Origin of the sequence: Mucilaginibacter sp. SMC90, assembly GCF_022811725.1 — a bacterium.
Classification (GTDB): Bacteria; Bacteroidota; Bacteroidia; order Sphingobacteriales; family Sphingobacteriaceae; genus Mucilaginibacter.
This window is the reverse complement of record NZ_CP094527.1, coordinates 7,263,263-7,281,347: the sequence shown is the minus strand read 5'-3', so window position 1 is coordinate 7,281,347 and position 18,085 is coordinate 7,263,263. Positions and strand designations below refer to the sequence as shown.

The window sequence follows — 18,085 nt, the reverse complement described above, 5'->3', positions numbered from 1 at the left end:
ATATGAGTAAATCAAGGGTTACCGAAGGCACTTCTATAAATGTGTGGAATGCCATGTCAAAAGCTGTTGAAGGTAGTAGCGTCGATACAATCTCTACATTTATTGGTTTTTTTAGGGATGTGTTGCGCGACAGTCTTGAATACAAAAAAATTGATCCTTTTAGAGAATATATCAATTTTCCATCGCGTATTTACAGTCAGATTGTATTTCAGCGCCGCAAGAATATTGCTGCTCAGGTTTTAGTCGATCAGATAGCAGACCAATTGTCATTACATTTAAAAGAAATCATAGCTTATTACATAGTGTTTGCCAGCAAGTCTGAAAAAAACACAGAGGCCAAAGCGGAAATTGATGTGTTCTTTTATGAGGGTTTCAATGCTTTTAATGATTTCCTATTTAGGCAGGTAATGCAACAGGATTGGAAATTACTCAAAAGTTCACTTACCCGTTACAGTCAAATTGGTGATGAAGTCTATAATGGAACCTCTCTTGATGAACTTAAACTTAAAAATCTCAATGAAGCTAATATTGACGGGATTGATAGCGATGAAATAGTTTCACTCCGTACTCAAATTAAATACCGGGAAGCTTTTTTGCGATATAGAAGACAACCTTTAGCAGCACTGAAATACTGGGTATTCTTACTTTTTGATAATGGAAAAATAACCGAGGAAACAGTACTTGAGCTACTGAAGGGTTTTGCCAGGCAATTCTATGATGCAAATAAAGAAATCGACGATTTGCTTTTTTTCAGAACGGGTGATTTACAGCAATATATGGGCTGGGAGAACTGGGATTACATTGAACGGCCTGAAAATGAACTTTACTATCCCCCAATGCCCTCACAGTGGATGACGTCTGGTTTCGTAATTGATAGGATTCGCAACAACAATGCGTATTTCAATTCTGAAAAAATAGATCCGGCGAAGTTTTCCGACGTGCCATTCCTTTACGATGCCGTTCAGGAAGAGATCAATAATCTGCGGAACAATTTCGACAAGTGGCAAAAACTGTTAAATGTAACTGACGTTGAGGAGTTTGATGGTCGTGCAATCCAATTACTTGCATCTATCGCACTTGGAAAGCGTAGCGTAATAGGCGAAAAAGAAAGAGCCATTGCCGCTGCCCCCCTAAATGAAGAACAAATTACAGGATTCAAACAGCAGATGGGGGCTGCTTGGAAAGCTCAAACCAGAATACGGCGATTATTCAACTACTTTGGCAACATAGAAGATGTTAGCGGACAGGACATAAAGTTAAAGTTGGTTGGTCAAAACATCTTTTTTGAAAAAGCGAAAATACGTTTCATCGACGGTGAACACCATTCACAGATTTATGGAATGGAACAGCTTGGTCAAAATGTAGGTCGTTGGGAAGACGATCTGTTTTTAAGAACCATTGAAAATAACAATACAACAATCATCGAGGGTAAGAGCTTATTAGAAACACTTTCTGCCTGTCTGCAACAGTTGGTCAATTCAGGTGCTACACCCACCATGATTTTTTTAGAGCCACAGTTCTTATATAAAGACGATGTGTTTTTAAGTTCCTCCAGATATTCGCAGTTTTATGATCCGGTACTCAATCCTGATGATGTGAACTTTTTCGTGCTAGGGACTTTTGATCAAATTCCCATTTTTACTTCATATAGTCAGCATTTAAAGAACAAAGTGCTGGTCAGTGATTTTGGAGCGGCATTTACTATGCTTCATAAAACAAACCCCGACTGGTATGAAAACGAGCTATCTGTTAAAGTCCTATTACCTTCAGAGGAGCAGATACAAGAGAAATACGAGAAGCAGCCCGAAAAGTGGAAATTCACTAATGAGGGCATAGAATTATCGGAGCATGATGCCAAAACACTGATCCGAACATCAATTGTTATAGATATTGAAACAATCGCCGATTTTAGGGTAAATGACTTTCAGAAATTTAACATAGGGTATATCACAGAAGTCATTCCCGACTAATCGAATGTATAATTAGAATCTTTATCGGTAAAATATACACCACCTCCCATTATATTAAAATTACCGGGCCGCTGTATTAGCCCATAACTTATTTCTTCCTTTTCTTCGCCGATGGTTTCCACATCATGTTTATTCAATACGGTGTAGTATCGTGGTTCAATTTTAATAATCAACTTGCCGCTATCTTCAAAATCGCGTGCAAGGAGTTTCCAATACAAAGTTACCTCGCTCTTTACTGCAAGCGTGGGTTTTAAAAATATACTGCCTGTGGTGTAAGAATCTCCTTGTACTATAATCTTTTCTTTCGGCTTTATATAAAGCGAGCGCTCGGTATTGCTGTATTCATGCACATCGGTCGAGAAATATTGTGCTTCTAGGCCCGAGCGGCTCTCAGCACCGACTTTGATAAAGTCTCCCTCAAAATCCAATTCCAGTTTAAAATCTTCTATTACCGATTGTCCTGAATTTCGTATGCTGAGCTTGAACCAGAAATTTTGTTTCCAGTCGTATTTTTTTTCATGAAAATTAAACTGCCTCATCGCCGATAACTGCCGCGATAAGCTCAAATTAAGGTATGTGTCTGTATCTATATCGCCACTTTGTAATCGAGTTAAAGGATCTCGGTTATCTTCTTTAATCTCTTTAAAAGTGTATCGGTCGATTATCCTCTGAAATTTAGGCTGATAGGTATTTGCTGTAGAGCCACCCGAAAATACCACTTCGGCAGAAGAAACCCGGTGAAAGTTCTCGTTCTTTAAGTACCAATCGTATACCTTTTGAAACTCCGGCAGCTTACGCTCAAAGAAATCCCAAAAACAAACTTGTATAGTAAACAATCCTTGCTGGACGTTTTCGACACTTTGTAAACGGGCGTACTCTTCAATTTTCTGGTCTTTAGGAAGGGAAGTCGCAATAATTAACTTATTCAGTGCTGGTTTAAATTCCTTTGCTTTATCTATTTCCGTTTGGATGTCTGCAATCGTTATGCGGTTGGGCGAACCATCTATCAGGTTTAATTTCTTATTCTTACACTGAATACCGTTATACTTTAGTCCTCCTTCTACAGGCCCATAAATATCGACGCCTTGTTGGCCTTGGGCATTATCTGAGTTAAAGTCTATCTCATTAGGGATATTCCATAATTCACCCCAAAGCTTTAAACAAAGCATTTCAAAATCCTGCCAGTTTTTTGGAGGATATATGTTATTCGGAGCAATCATTCTTGTAAATATACTTAACGTTTACAAAATCATCAATCGTAACAATGTTAGAAACTGTAAGACCATCTGCTCTAGCCGCTTCCCAGTAACTCGTCAACCGCTTCACCGTGGCTAAATGCGCCGCAAGCCGCCCATTTAGTTTTGCCCGTTTTTGAGGCTTTGTTATTCCTTCCGTATGATTCTTCCCCAGGCTTATTTATAATAAGTTTCCGAACTATACATGCTATCAATAATGGATAACTGAACATTATCCATTTTAGCATATAGGAACATGAGGAAGCCGGCTTTCGATCATCGCAAAACAACTTGTCGGGGCGTCCGGGTCTAGAATTAGGCTTTCATTTTAAATTTCATAGAAGCAAATAGCTATTTAGCTGAAATAGTTATTCGCCTGTTTTATCGCTCAGTTGATTTTGTTATAATGACATTCGCAACTTTATACACGATAGATCGAATTTTGCGTTAAGGATTGCAGTGGAAGCCCGCAGCGCAGCGAGGACTTGTAACGGAAAGCCTGGGCCGAAGGCAACGCCCAAAATTTATTTAAAATCAAACAGATCTTTTACAGGAACTCCTAAAGCTGTGGCTATAGCTTCGATTGAACTTATACTGGGATTAGAGATTCCCCTTTCAATACGACCAATTTGTTTAATGTCAAATCCAGTTCGTTCCACCAAATCTTCTTGAGTGATTTTTTTCGATTTCCTAATCTCAAGAATATTTGCGCGGACCTTATCAATTAAATCTTGGTTCCTATAGTGCTTATTTTTCACCTCTCGCAAGGTGTGCGTAAACTAAATTAAATATTAGGTGATGTATGCCCTATTTTGGATTTTTAGTTATATATTTGAATTAATAAATGAAATAAAGCGCCAATTGACGCTTAAATCATAAATTTGCGATACTTCAAAATATTAGAAGCATTCGCTTTGAATCTCGTAACTGAAACGTAGGAAATTTCATGACGGCGGGAAGATAAGTGGAATGCTCACGCTCCTGGCGTGGGCTCCCTTATTGTCGTCGGTTCTCCTACGTACCAAGTTGCAATAAGTCGGGTTCCACGCCTTCTTTGCTATCAGGCCGGTCCCTTCTTCAAAAAATACAGGGATGAACGCTAAACTCAAGACCATTAACCGCATGACACTGCTTACCGCCGAAGAGGCGCTGAAGCGGATCTTTGCCATGGTCGATTCACCAGCGTTAAAGGCACAGCTTTCCAAATGGCAGGATTTCGGACTTTCCGAAGCCGCAGGAGACCTGCATACCCTAACCGCCGAGGAACTGGGTGATTTCATGGACAGGTTACCCGACCTGGTCCTGGCCCTGTATGCGTACCAAAAGGAAATTCAGAAAGGAGGAGACAAATGACCCTGATCCCTCAAAATCAATGGTTACTTGTCATTTGCCCGCCGGAATGATAAGACAGTAGCGGCGGCCCGGTCAGTTAATAGTTAAATAAGGGCCGCCGTTATTGCCTGTTTCTCCCTGACGCCGCAACGGCGTCCTACCTGATTTTTAAACGTACTCCAAAATTAACACATGAAAAAAACGATATTTTTCGCTGTGCTGGCCACGCTTTGCCTTTTTTTTAAGCTGCCCGCCCAGGAAATCAACCCCCGGAAACCTGTGACGGTGACCGGACGGGTGACGGATGAAAGGGGAAAGCCCCTGCCCGGCGCCACGGTCCGCTACGGCCCCGATCAACAAATCACTTATACCGACCCTGAGGGCAGATTCAGCCTGCGCCTGAAAGGCAAGACCGCGCTGATCATCAGCTTTACCGGCTACCAGCGGCTCACTGTCACCGCCGATCCAGCCAAACCCGCATTACCCGACATCCGGATGCAGCCCGCTAAACTGGAGATCCAGGAAGTAATCGTGTCCACGGGTTATCAGAATATCGCCCGGGAGCGGGCCACAGGTTCCTTCGTCCACCTGGACAGCGCGGTCGTTAACCGCCGCACGGGCCCTGACGTGTTGAGCAGGCTGGAAGGCGTGGTCCCCGGGCTGTTGTTCAACCGGAACACGAGCACGGCAGCAGGCAATACCGCCGACCTGTCGATCCGCGGCCACAGTACGCTGTTCTCCAATGACCAGCCATTGGTGGTCATCGACAATTTTCCTTATGACGGCGATCTTAACAATATCAACCCCAATGATGTGGCCTCCATTACCATCCTGAAAGATGCTGCCGCCGCCTCGATCTGGGGCGTCCGTTCCGGCAACGGGGTGATCGTGATCACCACGAAAAAGGGGAGGAGCGGACAGCCGACAGCCATCGAGTTCAACGCCAACCTGACCTCAGGCAACAAGCCTAACCTGTTTTATGATCCCAATTACCTGAACGCGGGACAATTTATCGGGCTGGAACAAAACCTGTTTAAAGCCGGCTATTACGATGGGGCATTAAAAACCGGCTACCAGGTCGTGTCGCCCGCGGTCGCCTTACTGGGCAAGGCACGCTCCGGGGCTATTAGCCAAGCCGATGCCGACCAACAGATCGCCGCGATGAAAGGCTATGACATCCGGCGGGACGAGAGCGAATACCTGCTGCGCCGGTCGTTTACCCGGCAATACAATCTTAATTTCCGGGGCGGGGGACAGAACAGCGATTACTATTTCTCGGCAGGGTATGACCAGAACAACGCCGCTTTGCGGGGCAATACGAACGACCGCCTCACCATCAATAGCAACTATAATTTCTCCCCGTTCAAAAATCTCAAACTTTCGTCCGGGATTAATTATATCAAGAACACGGCGGCGCTGAACAGCACGCTCAGCGATCTGAGCAATATCCGTGGCAAGAGCATGATCTACCCTTATGCCCGGCTCGCCGATGATGCAGGCAATCCTTTAGCCACGGTCAAGGATTTTTCGCAGGCCTTTGTCGATAACCCCGGTAATACGGGTTTCCTGGATTGGAATTACCGGCCGCTGGACGAACTGAATTACAGTAACCATCATTCCGGCAGTATCGACACCCGACTGAACTTCGGGCTGAATTATCGGTTTCTCCAACACTTCACGGCAGATATCAAATACCAGTACGAACGTGCCGAGTCTACCGACCGGACGATATACAGCCAGGACAGCTATTATGCCCGGAACCTGATCAACCAGTATGCGCAGACTTCCGCTGACGGTAGTTTAAGCTTCCCCGTGCCGCTGGGCGGCATCCGGATGGATGGCAGTTCCGCACTGGCCTCGCACCGCATCCGCGGGCAGCTGAATTATAGCGGCAGGGTCGGCAAAGGCGGACAACTCAACGCCATTGCCGGAACGGAATGGAGCGGAGAAAATACGGAGAGCACTTCGGAAACGCCCGCTTACGGCTATAACCCGGCAACCGGCGCATTCAGCGGCTCGGTCAATTACGCGGATTATTTTGGCCTGAACCCGCGGCAGCTCGGATCGGCACAGATCCCAAACGGGCAGTTCTTCGGTAAACGGACCGATAATTTTATTTCCTATTTCGGCAATGCCGCCTACAGTTTTTTGGGCCGATATACCGTTTCCGCGAGCGGCAGGATCGACCGCTCCAACCTGTTCGGGGTCAATACGAACCAGAAGGCGGTCCCTCTGTATTCCGCCGGTTTCACCTGGAACATCGCCGAAGAAAAATTCTACCACGTGGACTGGCTGGAACAACTGCGCCTGCGTGGTACGTTCGGCTATAACGGCAATATCAATAAATCAGCGGCCGCGGTAACGACGATCCGGCAGCAAAGCAATTCTTATTTCTCCGGGCTTCCCTACGCGGTGATCGCCAATCCCGGCAACCCGGACCTGCGCTGGGAAAAGGACCGGATGATCAACCTGGGGCTGGACTTCGGCCTGAAAAACCAGGCCATTACAGGTACCGTGGAGTTTTATTTTAAAAAAGGCGTCAACCTGTTCGGCAACGCTTCGGTCGCCCCGTCCACCGGGTTCCTGACCTTTTTCGGTAATACCGCCGAAACGAAGGGGCATGGTGCCGATATCACGATCAACAGCCGGAATATCCAAAGGGGTGGATTCAGCTGGCAAACCAATTTCCAGTATAGCTATGCCATTGATAAGGTGACCCAATATAACGCCCAACTGCGGACCCTGGCCTTCCTGCAACAGGGAGCGGGTAATTCCGGTACGATCACGCCGCTGGTGGGACAACCCCTGTTCGGCATCTACAGCTTCCGCTCCGGCCCGCTGACCCATGAGACGGGTGACCCGCAGGGTTACCTAAACGGGGCGCTAAGTACGGACTATGCCGCGATCATTGGCGGTACGACAGTGAAAGATTTACATTATAACGGACCTTCCCGGCCGACGAGTTTCGGTTCGCTTCGTAATACTTTCAGCTATCATGAATTTTCGCTGTCTTTCAACCTGATCTATAAATTGGGTTATTACATCCGCCGTTCCTCTGTTCAATACGGTTCGCTGTACAGCAACTGGCTGGGCAATAATGACTATACCGGGCGCTGGCAACAGCCGGGCGATGAGGCCAGGACCTTGATCCCTTCCATGCCGAAAACGCCTGTGAACACCAACCGCGACCTGTTTTACACCTTTTCGGATGGGCTGGTCGATAAGGGCGATCATATCCGTTTGCAGGACATCAATATCAGTTATGACCTGACCAAGGTATTCGGTCCTAAAGGCCCGTTCTCCCACATCAATGTGTACGCATATGTCAACAACGTAGCGATCCTGTGGCGGGCCAATCCGGACCACCTCGATCCTGATGTATTCACGACGCCGGGCGGCGGCACCACTGCGCTGCCATTGCCGAGGACTTTCGCCGTCGGCCTTAAAACGAACTTAAAATAAATGATAATGAAAACGCTGATCAAATTAACAGCCGTCCGTGTCTGCCTGATGCTATTTCCGCCGATCATGGCTTTTTATGATGGCTGCAAAAAGCAGGACGAGCTCCTGAACGCAAGGCCGGACGCGGCACTGAATGTGCCGTCGACCCTGGCGGATGTGCAATCGCTGCTGGCCAATGAAGATATTTTCAACCGCAACTACGCCACCCTGGGTGAACTCGCTACAGACGATTATTACGTGACCGACGGGTTTTACACCAATATGAGTGCTACCGAGCAAAACGCCTATATCTGGGCTAAATCGCTTTATCCCGCAGGTGCCTATGTCGATGCCTGGTCCGTGCCCTATCAGGCTATTTACTATGCAAACCAAGTACAACAGATCCTGGCGACCGTTCCGCGAAAGGCGGGCGATGAAGCCGCCTTCAACCAGGCCAAAGGCAGTGCCCTGTTCTTTCGTGCGATGGCCTGCTTCGACCTTGTTCAAACTTTTGCCATGCCCTACGACGCCGCGACCGCTGCCAGCGAACCGGGGGTTCCGCTTCGTCCGGGTACCAACCTGACGGCTAAAGCCCCGCGCGCTTCGCAGCAGGCCTGTTATGCGCAGGTACTGTCCGACCTCGATCAGGCCCTCCAGCTTCTGCAACCTGCGACCTCTTCCCCGACACAGCCCAATAAAGCCGCGGCATACGGGATGACTGCCCGGGTCAACCTGTGTATGGGCCGGTACGATGAAGCCCTGAAAAATGCGACGGCTTCCCTGGCAGTCTACAACAAATTGCAGGATTTCAACGCGCTCGATCCATCAGCATATCCTGTTTTTCCCAACTACTCGCCGGAAGAGCTGTTCCATGCCTCGCTCAGCGGTTACTATAACCTGTACAGTTATGCCGATACCACGTTGTTGCAATCCTTCGACGGGCCGAATGATCTTCGTAAAGCCATTTTCTTTTACAAGGACGGCGATGGTTTGTATGAGTTTAACAGCCAGTATGGCAAACACGGGAGCGTGACCACCGGTATCTCTACCGCTGAAATGTACCTGACCAAAGCGGAATGCGAGGCGAGGGCGGGGAACGCTGCCGCCGCGATGAGCGACCTGAACACCTTGCTGGTCACCCGCTGGAAAAAAGGCACGTTTATCCCCTACAGCGCAAACAGCGCCGCGGACGCCCTGAATCTCATTCTGCAGGAACGCCGGAAGGAACTGGTCATGACCGGTGTCCGCTGGTATGACCTGCGGCGACTGAACCAGGAGGCGGCAAGGGCCGTTACCCTGCGCAGGGATCTTAACGGCGAGCAATTCACCTTACCGCCTAACGATCCGCGGTACGCGATGCCGATCCCGGATACCGAAATCCAGTTGAACCCCATTCCCCAAAACCAACGCTAATTTATTTATTATGAAAACCACCAGATCAATTTTATTGACCATGATGCTGCTAACCACATGCCTCATAGCGAATGCTCAGCAGCCATTTGTTGAAGTCTACGGTACAGCCGATTTTCTGCATCAGGGCGATACCATCCTGTTCCGCCTCTACCGTCATCCCAATACCGACCAGGAGCCGGGTCTGCAAACGGAACTTACCCAGCGCGCGACCGGTAAAAGCTTCCGGTTTCGTATCCCCTGTGATAACTTTCCGCATTATTTTAATTTAAGATTCAAAGGGCATTCGGGTAAAGGAATTTACAAATATTACGCTGTGCCAGGTCAGCCTTTACAGCTCCATTTTAATCAGGATGGCATTGACCCGGAAGGGAGCGGTACCATAGCAAAGGTACAGGCCGAACTGATCAAAGCGCAACAGGTAACCACTACCACGGAGGAAGATGATGCAGACGCGGCTTTGTTGGTGCAGCATGGAAACAAGAAAACGTTATCCTTGCTTCATATTCTGGAGCATTACCGTGAAAGGCTACCGGCAGGTTTTTACCAGTTTATGAAGGTTGACCTGATGGCTATCAATATGTCAGGTAAATACAGTAATGTTGAACTGATCTCCCGACGATATGCCGATTCTACGTCTAACCCATATTTGGAGCGGTTCCTGCAGACACGTGATACCGTTAAATCGATGCTTGAAGCAGCCGTAAAGCAATACCCTGATGCTTTTTATTGTGAAAGTTTTCTTTACAAAATGCTATTGAAATACCGCATTGATTCCTGCGTTATTGCCAGAAAGCCCTATCATATCAAAGAGGCCTACGATTATCTCAAAGCAAAATACAAAGGCAAGCTCCGGGAGGAGTTGCTTGCGTACCTGATCCTGCCGCTTAACGATTACCCGCCGGAATTAACCTATTGCATTAAGGACGCTTTGACAATTGTCCGCGAAGAGGATTACAGGATCCTACTGAAAGCCATTTCCGAAACGCGGGTCGACGGGGCTAAAGCTTTTAATTTCCGGCTCACCGATCAAAAAGGGGAAATACATCAACTTTCGGATTTTAGAAATAAAGTTGTTTTCATCGACTTCTGGTTTACCGGCTGCGGATTTTGCCGGGTGGTCGCACCCTATATCCGTAAACTGGAGGCGCGGTTCAAGGGCCAGGCTGTCGAATTTATAAGTATAAGCTCTGACGAGTCCAAAACCCAATGGGAGAAGAGTGTTTCAGGCGGACAATACACCGCACCTGAAAACCATAATTTCTTTACAGAAGGAAAGGGAAACAATCATCCGGCATTAACCAGCTACCGGATCAGGGAATACCCGGCGTTTGTGCTGGTTGATAAAAATGGATTGATCCATAACGTTCCCGTAGACCCCCGCGATGATGACGGACGTTCTGCTGAGGCGCAGATCAAAGCCTTACTATAATAACAACAGCCTGCCGGAGAGTTCCGGCAGGCCGCTTACGGTTTACTTGTAATTTTGAAAAGTAACCGCGTGACCCGCAGGAACTACCCCGTCGGTAGGCTGAACAGCGGTGGTAATGGTGCAGGTAGCACTTACAGCCGTGTTTAAACAATGCCCGGCTGGTGTCGTTCTCCATACGAACGAAGATCCGCTTTTGATCGCGTAATAAGTCGTCGCGTTTTTAGCATGCCTTGGTGCAGCGGCGAACGCGCTTCCCATTCCGGTCAGTGCGGCCAGGGCCATCAGGCCCATTTTTACTTTTTTCATGATGATATAATTAAAATGAATAATTGACCGGTTTTACCACAGGACCGGCATCAACCCGATTTCGCGCGTGAAATATTCTGAAACCTTTTCAGGTAATTTTATCAGTAAGTATTGCCTGTCTTTCCAGGCTCATACCCCATAGCGCTGCCGCGAGAAAGAACAGGTTAAAAATCAAATGTTGTCCCCAGCCCAGGTGACTGATCACGCCGCCGCAGGAGCAGGGCACCCATGGGAAGAAATGCAGCAGGATAGCAGCGATATAAATCGTAAAGGACAGCATCAGCACACCGGCGCAGAAAAAACCCAGCAACCTGGTTCGGTCACGAAAAAGCAGCAGGGACACGATGACTTCCAGAGGCGGGATACCGTAGATCAAAGCTTCCGCCATCCAGTCCGGAAAAGGTTGGTTGTGCATGGCGCGCTCATAGGTTTGAATATCCATCAGCTTACTGGTCGCTGCATACAGGAACATCAGGATCAGGAGGGATGCGAGTATCCCTGAAATCAGGTTATTTTTCATTGGTTTAGTTAAATTTGAATGGGAAGCCGGTTCGATCCGGCTGTTCTAAACGTATCAGAAAATCAAGGACGCCTGCACTGCCGTTCATCCAGGATGCCGCCGGACGGCTATCGCTGCCTTCCAGCCAGTAAATATGGCCGTTGGTCCCGCGGAACGCGCTGTTCAGCAGGTTTCCGGCGATGCTGATGGCTTTATCCAGCCAGGTCACATCTTTGAAAACGACGTAGGCATCCAGCATCACCTGCCCGATACCGGCTACCCCGGAGGCTGCCGATAAATAATTGCTGTGCAAGCCATCCGGATAGCTGCCGAGTATTTCCTCCGCGGCCAGCCGGTATGGCGGATGCCGGAACACTTGCCATGCCCGGATCAGGCAGGCTGCGATCCCGGCATAGCCGATACCGAACCATGGATCAGTCAGTTTGCTTTTCGCTTTTACCGGCCACATGCCGATGGCGTTTGCGGTGTATCGTTGCCCCAGCAGCCAATCTGCACCTTTCCGCGCCGCGTGTGCCGTAATCCCATGGTCAAACCTGTTGACGTAGCGCAGTAACGTATAAACGATCCCGGAAATGCCGGAAAAAAATCCGGTGGGACGGGCTGTCTCTTTACCATCAGGTCCCGTGATCACCCAGGAGCCGTCTTTTTGCTGCCGGTTGACGATCGCGGTAATAGTTTGGTGCAGGTCTTTTTCTAAATCAGCCAGCTGCGGAATCTCCAAGGCGGTAAGCAGGCACAGGGCTTTTCCGGCGAGACCGGATTCGACATTGACTTCTTCACTCGTTTTACTTAATTCTCTCCGAATCACAGTGACATGATCCTGGTTGATAAATACGGATCCTGCACGGATGCGCTGTACTAAAATCGTTGCGAGGCCCCAACCGCCATGGGCCAGGCCTGCGGGCAAATCATGATGATTCGAAAAATCCAGGGTATGGGCGAGGTTCCTGTTGAAAATGCCCACGAGGCCGGCGTTGGCATGACCGGAGGCCAGTGCATTTGAAATCACCAGCAGTGTCCCTGGTATTCCATTGAACAGGCTATGGTCATATTGCAGCATTCTGACCGGGTTCGCAACGCCGGAAGCGCCGGTGCCGGGATGATACAGCCAATATCCCTGCCCATCGGCCATTGGCGGCGATATCAAGCTGGCAAGGGCCTTGCCGATGGTTTCCCGCAACACGGGTTTCGCACTATGCCCGGCAGACCCGTCTGATGCCCCTCCTGTCAGTAACAGCGCCTCGTACAGTTTGACAGCGGAGATCACTTCGATCAAAACCGGGCGCAAACGGCCATCCGGGTTCAGGCAGGCCGAGATCAATTCGCCGAGCTTCCTGCTGCCGGTCAAAGCTGAAATGGCCTCTCTTAATGCCGGCCGGTTTTCCGGATTGAACTTGGTCGGTGCCAGTCCCGTGAACGCCCGGAGCAGCAATGCGCCGAAACCGTAAATGTCATCGGCCATTTCCGGTTTTTTTGAGGCGGCCTGCGACGGGGACATATAACCCGGTGTTCCGAGTGAGAATGCTGGAGACGGGCAATCCTGGATGAGGTCGTAGGCAAGCTCCAGGTCGAGGGGCACGATCTGGCCGGCACTGACCTGGAAATTTTCCGGATTGAGGTCACGGTGGAGGAAACCACGGGAATGAAATTGCCCTAATAACCGGCCGACGGCGAGCACATAACCTGTCACCTGTAGTTTCACCTCAATTTCGAGGTTTTTCCAGGAGCGCCCGTTGTACAACCGCTTTAACTCTTCGTGCAGCGACATGCCTTCCACATATTGCATCACCAAATAGTGATTGCCTTTAGCCTCGAAAACCTGATGAACCGCAGGTAAAGTCACGTCACTTTTCAATTGTTCATACGCAGCCTGCTGCCAGATCAGCCGGTCACGGACATTGCGACCATAATCGTCACTGCATTGGTTACGCTTGCCTTCTTTGAGGACACACCAATTGATTTTCCAAAATGGGTACAGGGACAGGCATTTGATCACATCACCTTTCGTATCGCGCTTCAGGTAATCCATGATGAGATAGCTCTTGGCGATAAGTTTCCTGGGCTTAACCGTCGGATAGGGATGGATGCTGTTGAAAGGCCATTCCGGGATTTCTAGGCTAAGACCGGTTGATAAGCCGGTCAACTCCCGATGTTGAACATATTCCACATACAGGCAGTCACTGAGCCGTTGCGCTCCGGGGACAGCTAACCCTTTCAGATCGCCGATGGCGTTGATCAATGAGGCGGCAAGCCCCGGCAGGTTTTCGCCCGATCGCGGATATACGGACAGGACTTTGCCCGTCTCGTGATTACCCAGGCCACCTTCCAGGATCAGGGCGTGTACGTTGGCGCTCGTCGGGATGCGAAATGCCAGGGATAATGCTGACAGCAACGGGAACAAATGCCCGGCGAGTTCAGGCATTTGCTGCCTGATCACCGGTACGTGAAACACCCAGCCCGCTTCAGGGGCCGGCTGACCGGTCATCAAATAATGACCAGTGCTCTGGAATGCCAAGCCGTGTTCGGTAAAAAACGACTCGTAGCCTTTTGTTACAGGCAGCTGAGCGTCATGGTGTACCACATTGATCATTTCGCTTTGTTTTTTCATCGGTTCTGGTTCTAAGCCAAAATAACGGTGGAATCGAATGCGAAAACAGTAGCTAATGGGTTGTAGCAATTGTCGTTAAAATAGGGGATAAAACTTTTGGGAATATTTTAATTAAGCGCAAAATCACGGCTGGGGACTACACAACTCAGGGGAATAACTCGCCTGCCCAGGTGCAAGGCCAGCAACCCTTTGCCACTCCATTTTTACTCCTGTAATTAGTCTGGGCTTGGTTTATTCCGCTTCCAGTATATTTTCGATGTCGAGTTTGATCTGGAGAAAATTTTTCCTGACCATTTCTTCGGTCACTTCTTTGATTAAAGGCAACTCTTCATAATCCCGTTCCTCGTTTTTAATGGCCTCATGATCATTGATAATCTCATTGTGGAATACTTTGAGCTCGATTTTATTTTGTGGGTCATCGGCGACCATGCCCACGAACTGCCCTGAAGATAACGTGGAGATTTTGGCGGCAGGAACGGCAAAATCCAATTGGGTTGATTTACTGACAGAGGTATCCTGGCTGTTGATGGTCAGACTTTGTTTTTCCTGGTTGATCTTTCCGAAGCGCTCAGTCAGTTGTTTGGCGGTATCCCCAGTGACCTGGCCGGAAATGATATTACCGACCATATTCATGATCACATCGGCCTGGTCTTTACCGTAATCTTTCTTCAACTGATCGAAGGTCTGCACTGCCAGGGTGGTGGCCACCCTGTTACTTCTTGCGGTGGCGAGCAATCCGTCGATGCCCGATCCGCCGCCCACATAGATCGTAGGAAATTCATCGAAGATCAGGCTGCTTTTGAGTTTGTCTTTTTGATTGACCAGCTTGATCATCCTGGAAATGTATAAGCTTAGCACCGCGCCATAAACCTGCTGCTTTTGCGGATTGTTACCCATACAAACAATTTTGGGTTCGAGCGGATTGTTGATATCCAGGCTAAAGTCGTTACCCGAAAGTACATAGTAAAGTTGAGGGGACGATAACCTGGCCAGGCTGATCTTGGCGCTCGCGATCTGACCTTCCAGCTGATCGAATGCTTCGTTCTTCCAGGCGGAAATGAATGGATTGATCAGTACCTCGATTTCCGGTTCTTTGGCCAGGAGCGGGAAGAGGACGCCATATTCGGCCTGCGAGAGCTCGATCGCATGCGGAACGGAGCAGTATTTTCCACCTGCGTGTTTTTTCAAGAACCATACCAGCGCAGTCAGGAAATTGATTGGTGATTCCACAAAGAAATCGCCCTGGCGTTTGATCCATTCACGGTTCAGCCCGAGCATAAATGTTCGGGCTGATTCCATGGCATCGGTAATATCCTTCATGTCAGAAGGTATGATCGGGTTGCACCGGTGGGTCCTGCTCAGGTCGTCGAAATTGATGATCCAGAGCTTTGGCTTAACTGCATATTGCCTGTGATTCTTCTTCAACGTATTAAAGGCTATTTTGGTGAGGTCATCAAATTTGAAGTCATAGATGAACATGCTGAAGCCCTTTTTGATGTGCTGGGTGATGATGTGCCGGATGACGAAATACGATTTTCCCGCTCCCGGTGTGCCGGGAACAAGTATGCCTCGAAATGGATTGATGATATTGATCCAGCTATCTCTTATTTTATTTTTTAACTGGTATCGCGCCGGGAGGTTAATGCTGTATTCGTTTTCCAGGCATCGTTCCTCCTGGGGAAATGTTTCGTTTTCCCTGTTAAAAATATCCCGGGTGAGGTTGACATTGATCAGCTTAAAAGCGATGCCGGCCCCTGATAGGAAAAGGAGGTATCCGTAAGCCGTTGCCGTTATGTAAGCCGTAGCGATCTCCTGCACACCACCGCGAAGCTTTAACAGGAATGCGCTCATAAAGTAGATGAGTAGGCCGGCAGTGCTGCGCAAAAGTGCATCTTTAAGCCGGGCTTTTTCGTCCTTTTTTCCACGCGTACCTATCAACGAAACGACCAGCAACAGCACGGCTGTTATCTTGGTCATGGTGACCGTTTTGAATATGGGTAGCTTATAGATGGCCTGAAACAGCCGGTTCAGGATTTCGTAATGCCATTGCCAGAAAGTAAATGCCCGATAACATATGAAGTAAAAATGAAGGATCAATACGACAATGCCCAGAAACCTGGTGAAGTCGATGATCTTCCGGAACGCCTGTTCATTTTCCCCTGTTTGCATGGTTTCTTAATTAAAGATTCAAATGCCTTCGCTTTTTCTTTTTTCTCAAAGGATAGGGTACCGTCTCCTGCTGCGCAGTTGCGCTTAACAGTTCTTCCAGGAGCGTTTTGCCTTGACCAACATGGCTGCTATCCCCAACTTCTTTGATATGCCACAGCTGGCCATGGCCTGCCTGTAGTGTGTTTGCAGCTCGTTGCTGGTCGCCAAACTGCTGAATGATAGCGGCTGCGCTGTACTTTTTACCCAGGTCACTGCCGTTAAAAACCACCTTGTTCACTTCATCGATGAAGGTCAGCCCGTAAACCCTGCCCTCGGTGTTTTTCCGGATGATAACTCTAATGTTTTTCTGATGCAGCTCTTTTTCAAAGCGGCTCAACGAATCGGAAGGAAATGAGGCCTGGTCGATCTTCGACTTCAGCTGCTCCCTGAATGGTCTCCGCAATAATTCATTCAGTTGGAACCGTTTCTCCAGAAGCCTGATCGTCGGTTTTTTAGGCAGCGCGCTTGCTTTAACCGGCACGCCCATTTTTGCACCCCGGCTATCTGTTACCCAATAACGCAGGCCGTTTTGTTGGTACATGACCGACGCTTTCGACCCCCGGTCCGCTAGAACATTAAAACTGCCCAGGATGGCATTGAACTCCGGGAGACTTGTGAACTTGTAATCCCGGATTACCCGGCTGACGACCCCGCTTAATGCTTTTTTGGTTTCGTCCTCGCCATAGCTTAAAGGTTTCAGCGCCGCCTCTTTTTCCAAACTCACCACCTGCTGTTGACCCTCTGCCTGAACCAGCCCGAATTCGATTTCTATCGCTTTTCGCGCCGGTTCCGATCTTTGTTTGCCGATGTTATGCATACTGATGCGTCTGCCATCCGGTTGGATGTTGGTAGCAAGGATATGGATGTGCGGATGACCGGCATCCTCATGCCGGTAAATCAAATAAGGCTGATCACCGAAGCCGATTTTTTGCATGTACCTATCCGCAATCGCATTCAGTGCAGGTACATCCAGTTTTTCCCCGGGACTAAAATTGAGCGATACATGCAGCGCGTTTGTTTTTGTTAGCTGGTTCCGTGAAGCAAGGTCGGTCAGCCGCAACAGCTTATCATGGAACGACAGTTTTTCCAGGTCTTTGGCATAGCCACTTGCCCCGATAAAACGGGCGTGCCCTTTCCTGACCTTGTTTTCGTTGTAATTCAAGGCGTTGATCAGGCTTTTTCCGCTTTTAATTTTTGCGACCATACATCGGAGTATCTGTCCATCTGCACTTTAATCTGTTCAATTGCCGGTTCGATCTGGCTTTTGATTATGGTCATCAGGTTCATCCAAAGCCGGGCATCGGCAAAGCCATGGGCCGTATTAATGTTCTTTACCGACTGATTCAAATTGTTTCCGACCGCGTTCAATTCCCGCCTGAGCAGCACCAGTTCTTCCAGTATTTCGTCCATCGACTTATCCCGGTAAAAAACCGTCACGGGCTTACCCAATAGTACCGCCCTCCCATAATCGCTCATTTTCCTGAAACGGGATCGTTCGTATTGTTTTTTGAACTGGTTAAACTCCTCCGGCTTGAGTCGTAGGTTCAGCCAGTTGGACCTGTTGTTATGCTGTTCGCCCATATTACATCTTCATTAAATCGACTTCGGAGCGTTTAAATCCAT

13 protein-coding genes are annotated in these 18,085 nt (G+C 48.6%); 5 read left to right on the top strand and 8 right to left on the bottom strand.

The annotated features are described in order from the left end of the window. The first annotated feature begins 2 nt into the window (after positions 1–2). Complete coding sequence (locus MTO98_RS30325) at positions 3–1,970, top strand: hypothetical protein (protein ID WP_243482913.1); 1,968 nt, start codon at positions 3–5, stop codon at positions 1,968–1,970. Here the strand turns inward: MTO98_RS30325 and MTO98_RS30320 are convergent. Next, positions 1,967–3,190 (bottom strand): hypothetical protein, encoded by a 1,224-nt coding sequence (locus tag MTO98_RS30320; RefSeq protein ID WP_243482911.1) that lies wholly within the window; start codon positions 3,188–3,190, stop codon positions 1,967–1,969. The two genes, MTO98_RS30325 and MTO98_RS30320, sit on opposite strands and share 4 nt — an antisense overlap. A 539-nt stretch (positions 3,191–3,729) precedes the next feature. After that, positions 3,730–3,963, bottom strand: a complete 234-nt coding sequence (locus tag MTO98_RS30315) for a helix-turn-helix domain-containing protein (RefSeq protein WP_243482910.1) — start codon at positions 3,961–3,963, stop codon at positions 3,730–3,732. 334 nt (positions 3,964–4,297) lie between these two features. Here MTO98_RS30315 and MTO98_RS30310 point away from each other — a divergent pair, with 334 nt between their 5' ends. The 4 genes from MTO98_RS30310 to MTO98_RS30295 all read left to right on the top strand — a co-directional run bounded on the left by MTO98_RS30310 (position 4,298) and on the right by MTO98_RS30295 (position 10,820). Further along, on the top strand, positions 4,298–4,558 hold the full coding sequence (locus tag MTO98_RS30310) for a hypothetical protein (protein WP_243482908.1): 261 nt from the start codon (positions 4,298–4,300) through the stop codon (positions 4,556–4,558). A gap of 171 nt (positions 4,559–4,729) precedes the next feature. Beyond that, a complete protein-coding gene (locus MTO98_RS30305; RefSeq protein ID WP_243482906.1) occupies positions 4,730–7,999 on the top strand; it encodes a SusC/RagA family TonB-linked outer membrane protein in 3,270 nt (1,089 codons plus the stop codon). Positions 8,000–8,005: 6 nt separating this feature from the next. Next, the gene (locus MTO98_RS30300) at positions 8,006–9,391 is read left to right on the top strand and encodes a RagB/SusD family nutrient uptake outer membrane protein (protein ID WP_243482903.1); all 1,386 of its coding nucleotides are present in this window, start codon (positions 8,006–8,008) and stop codon (positions 9,389–9,391) included. Positions 9,392–9,401: 10 nt separating this feature from the next. Then, positions 9,402–10,820 carry a TlpA disulfide reductase family protein gene (locus MTO98_RS30295; protein WP_243482901.1) on the top strand — a complete coding sequence of 473 codons (1,419 nt, stop codon included), beginning with the start codon at positions 9,402–9,404 and terminating at the stop codon, positions 10,818–10,820. A gap of 42 nt (positions 10,821–10,862) precedes the next feature. Here the strand turns inward: MTO98_RS30295 and MTO98_RS30290 are convergent, their stop codons facing one another. The 6 genes from MTO98_RS30290 to MTO98_RS30265 all read right to left on the bottom strand — a co-directional run bounded on the left by MTO98_RS30290 (position 10,863) and on the right by MTO98_RS30265 (position 18,043). Beyond that, entirely contained in the window at positions 10,863–11,126 is a 264-nt protein-coding gene (locus MTO98_RS30290; RefSeq protein WP_112575088.1) for a hypothetical protein, read from the bottom strand. An 88-nt stretch (positions 11,127–11,214) separates the two neighbouring features. Further along, a complete protein-coding gene (locus MTO98_RS30285; RefSeq protein ID WP_243482899.1) occupies positions 11,215–11,646 on the bottom strand; it encodes a MauE/DoxX family redox-associated membrane protein in 432 nt (143 codons plus the stop codon). Positions 11,647–11,650: 4 nt separating this feature from the next. Then, positions 11,651–14,254, bottom strand: coding sequence for a lanthionine synthetase LanC family protein (locus MTO98_RS30280; protein WP_243482897.1), 2,604 nt, complete (start codon positions 14,252–14,254; stop codon positions 11,651–11,653). A gap of 231 nt (positions 14,255–14,485) precedes the next feature. After that, positions 14,486–16,423, bottom strand: coding sequence for a conjugal transfer protein MobC (gene mobC / locus MTO98_RS30275; protein WP_243482895.1), 1,938 nt, complete (start codon positions 16,421–16,423; stop codon positions 14,486–14,488). Positions 16,424–16,433: 10 nt separating this feature from the next. Continuing rightward, positions 16,434–17,666: a relaxase/mobilization nuclease domain-containing protein gene (locus MTO98_RS30270; protein WP_243482893.1), complete on the bottom strand. Its 1,233-nt coding sequence runs from the start codon at positions 17,664–17,666 to the stop codon at positions 16,434–16,436. Continuing rightward, entirely contained in the window at positions 17,633–18,043 is a 411-nt protein-coding gene (locus tag MTO98_RS30265; RefSeq protein ID WP_112575083.1) for a plasmid mobilization relaxosome protein MobC, read from the bottom strand. Before MTO98_RS30265 ends, MTO98_RS30270 begins: the two co-directional genes overlap by 34 nt. Positions 18,044–18,085 lie beyond the last annotated feature (42 nt).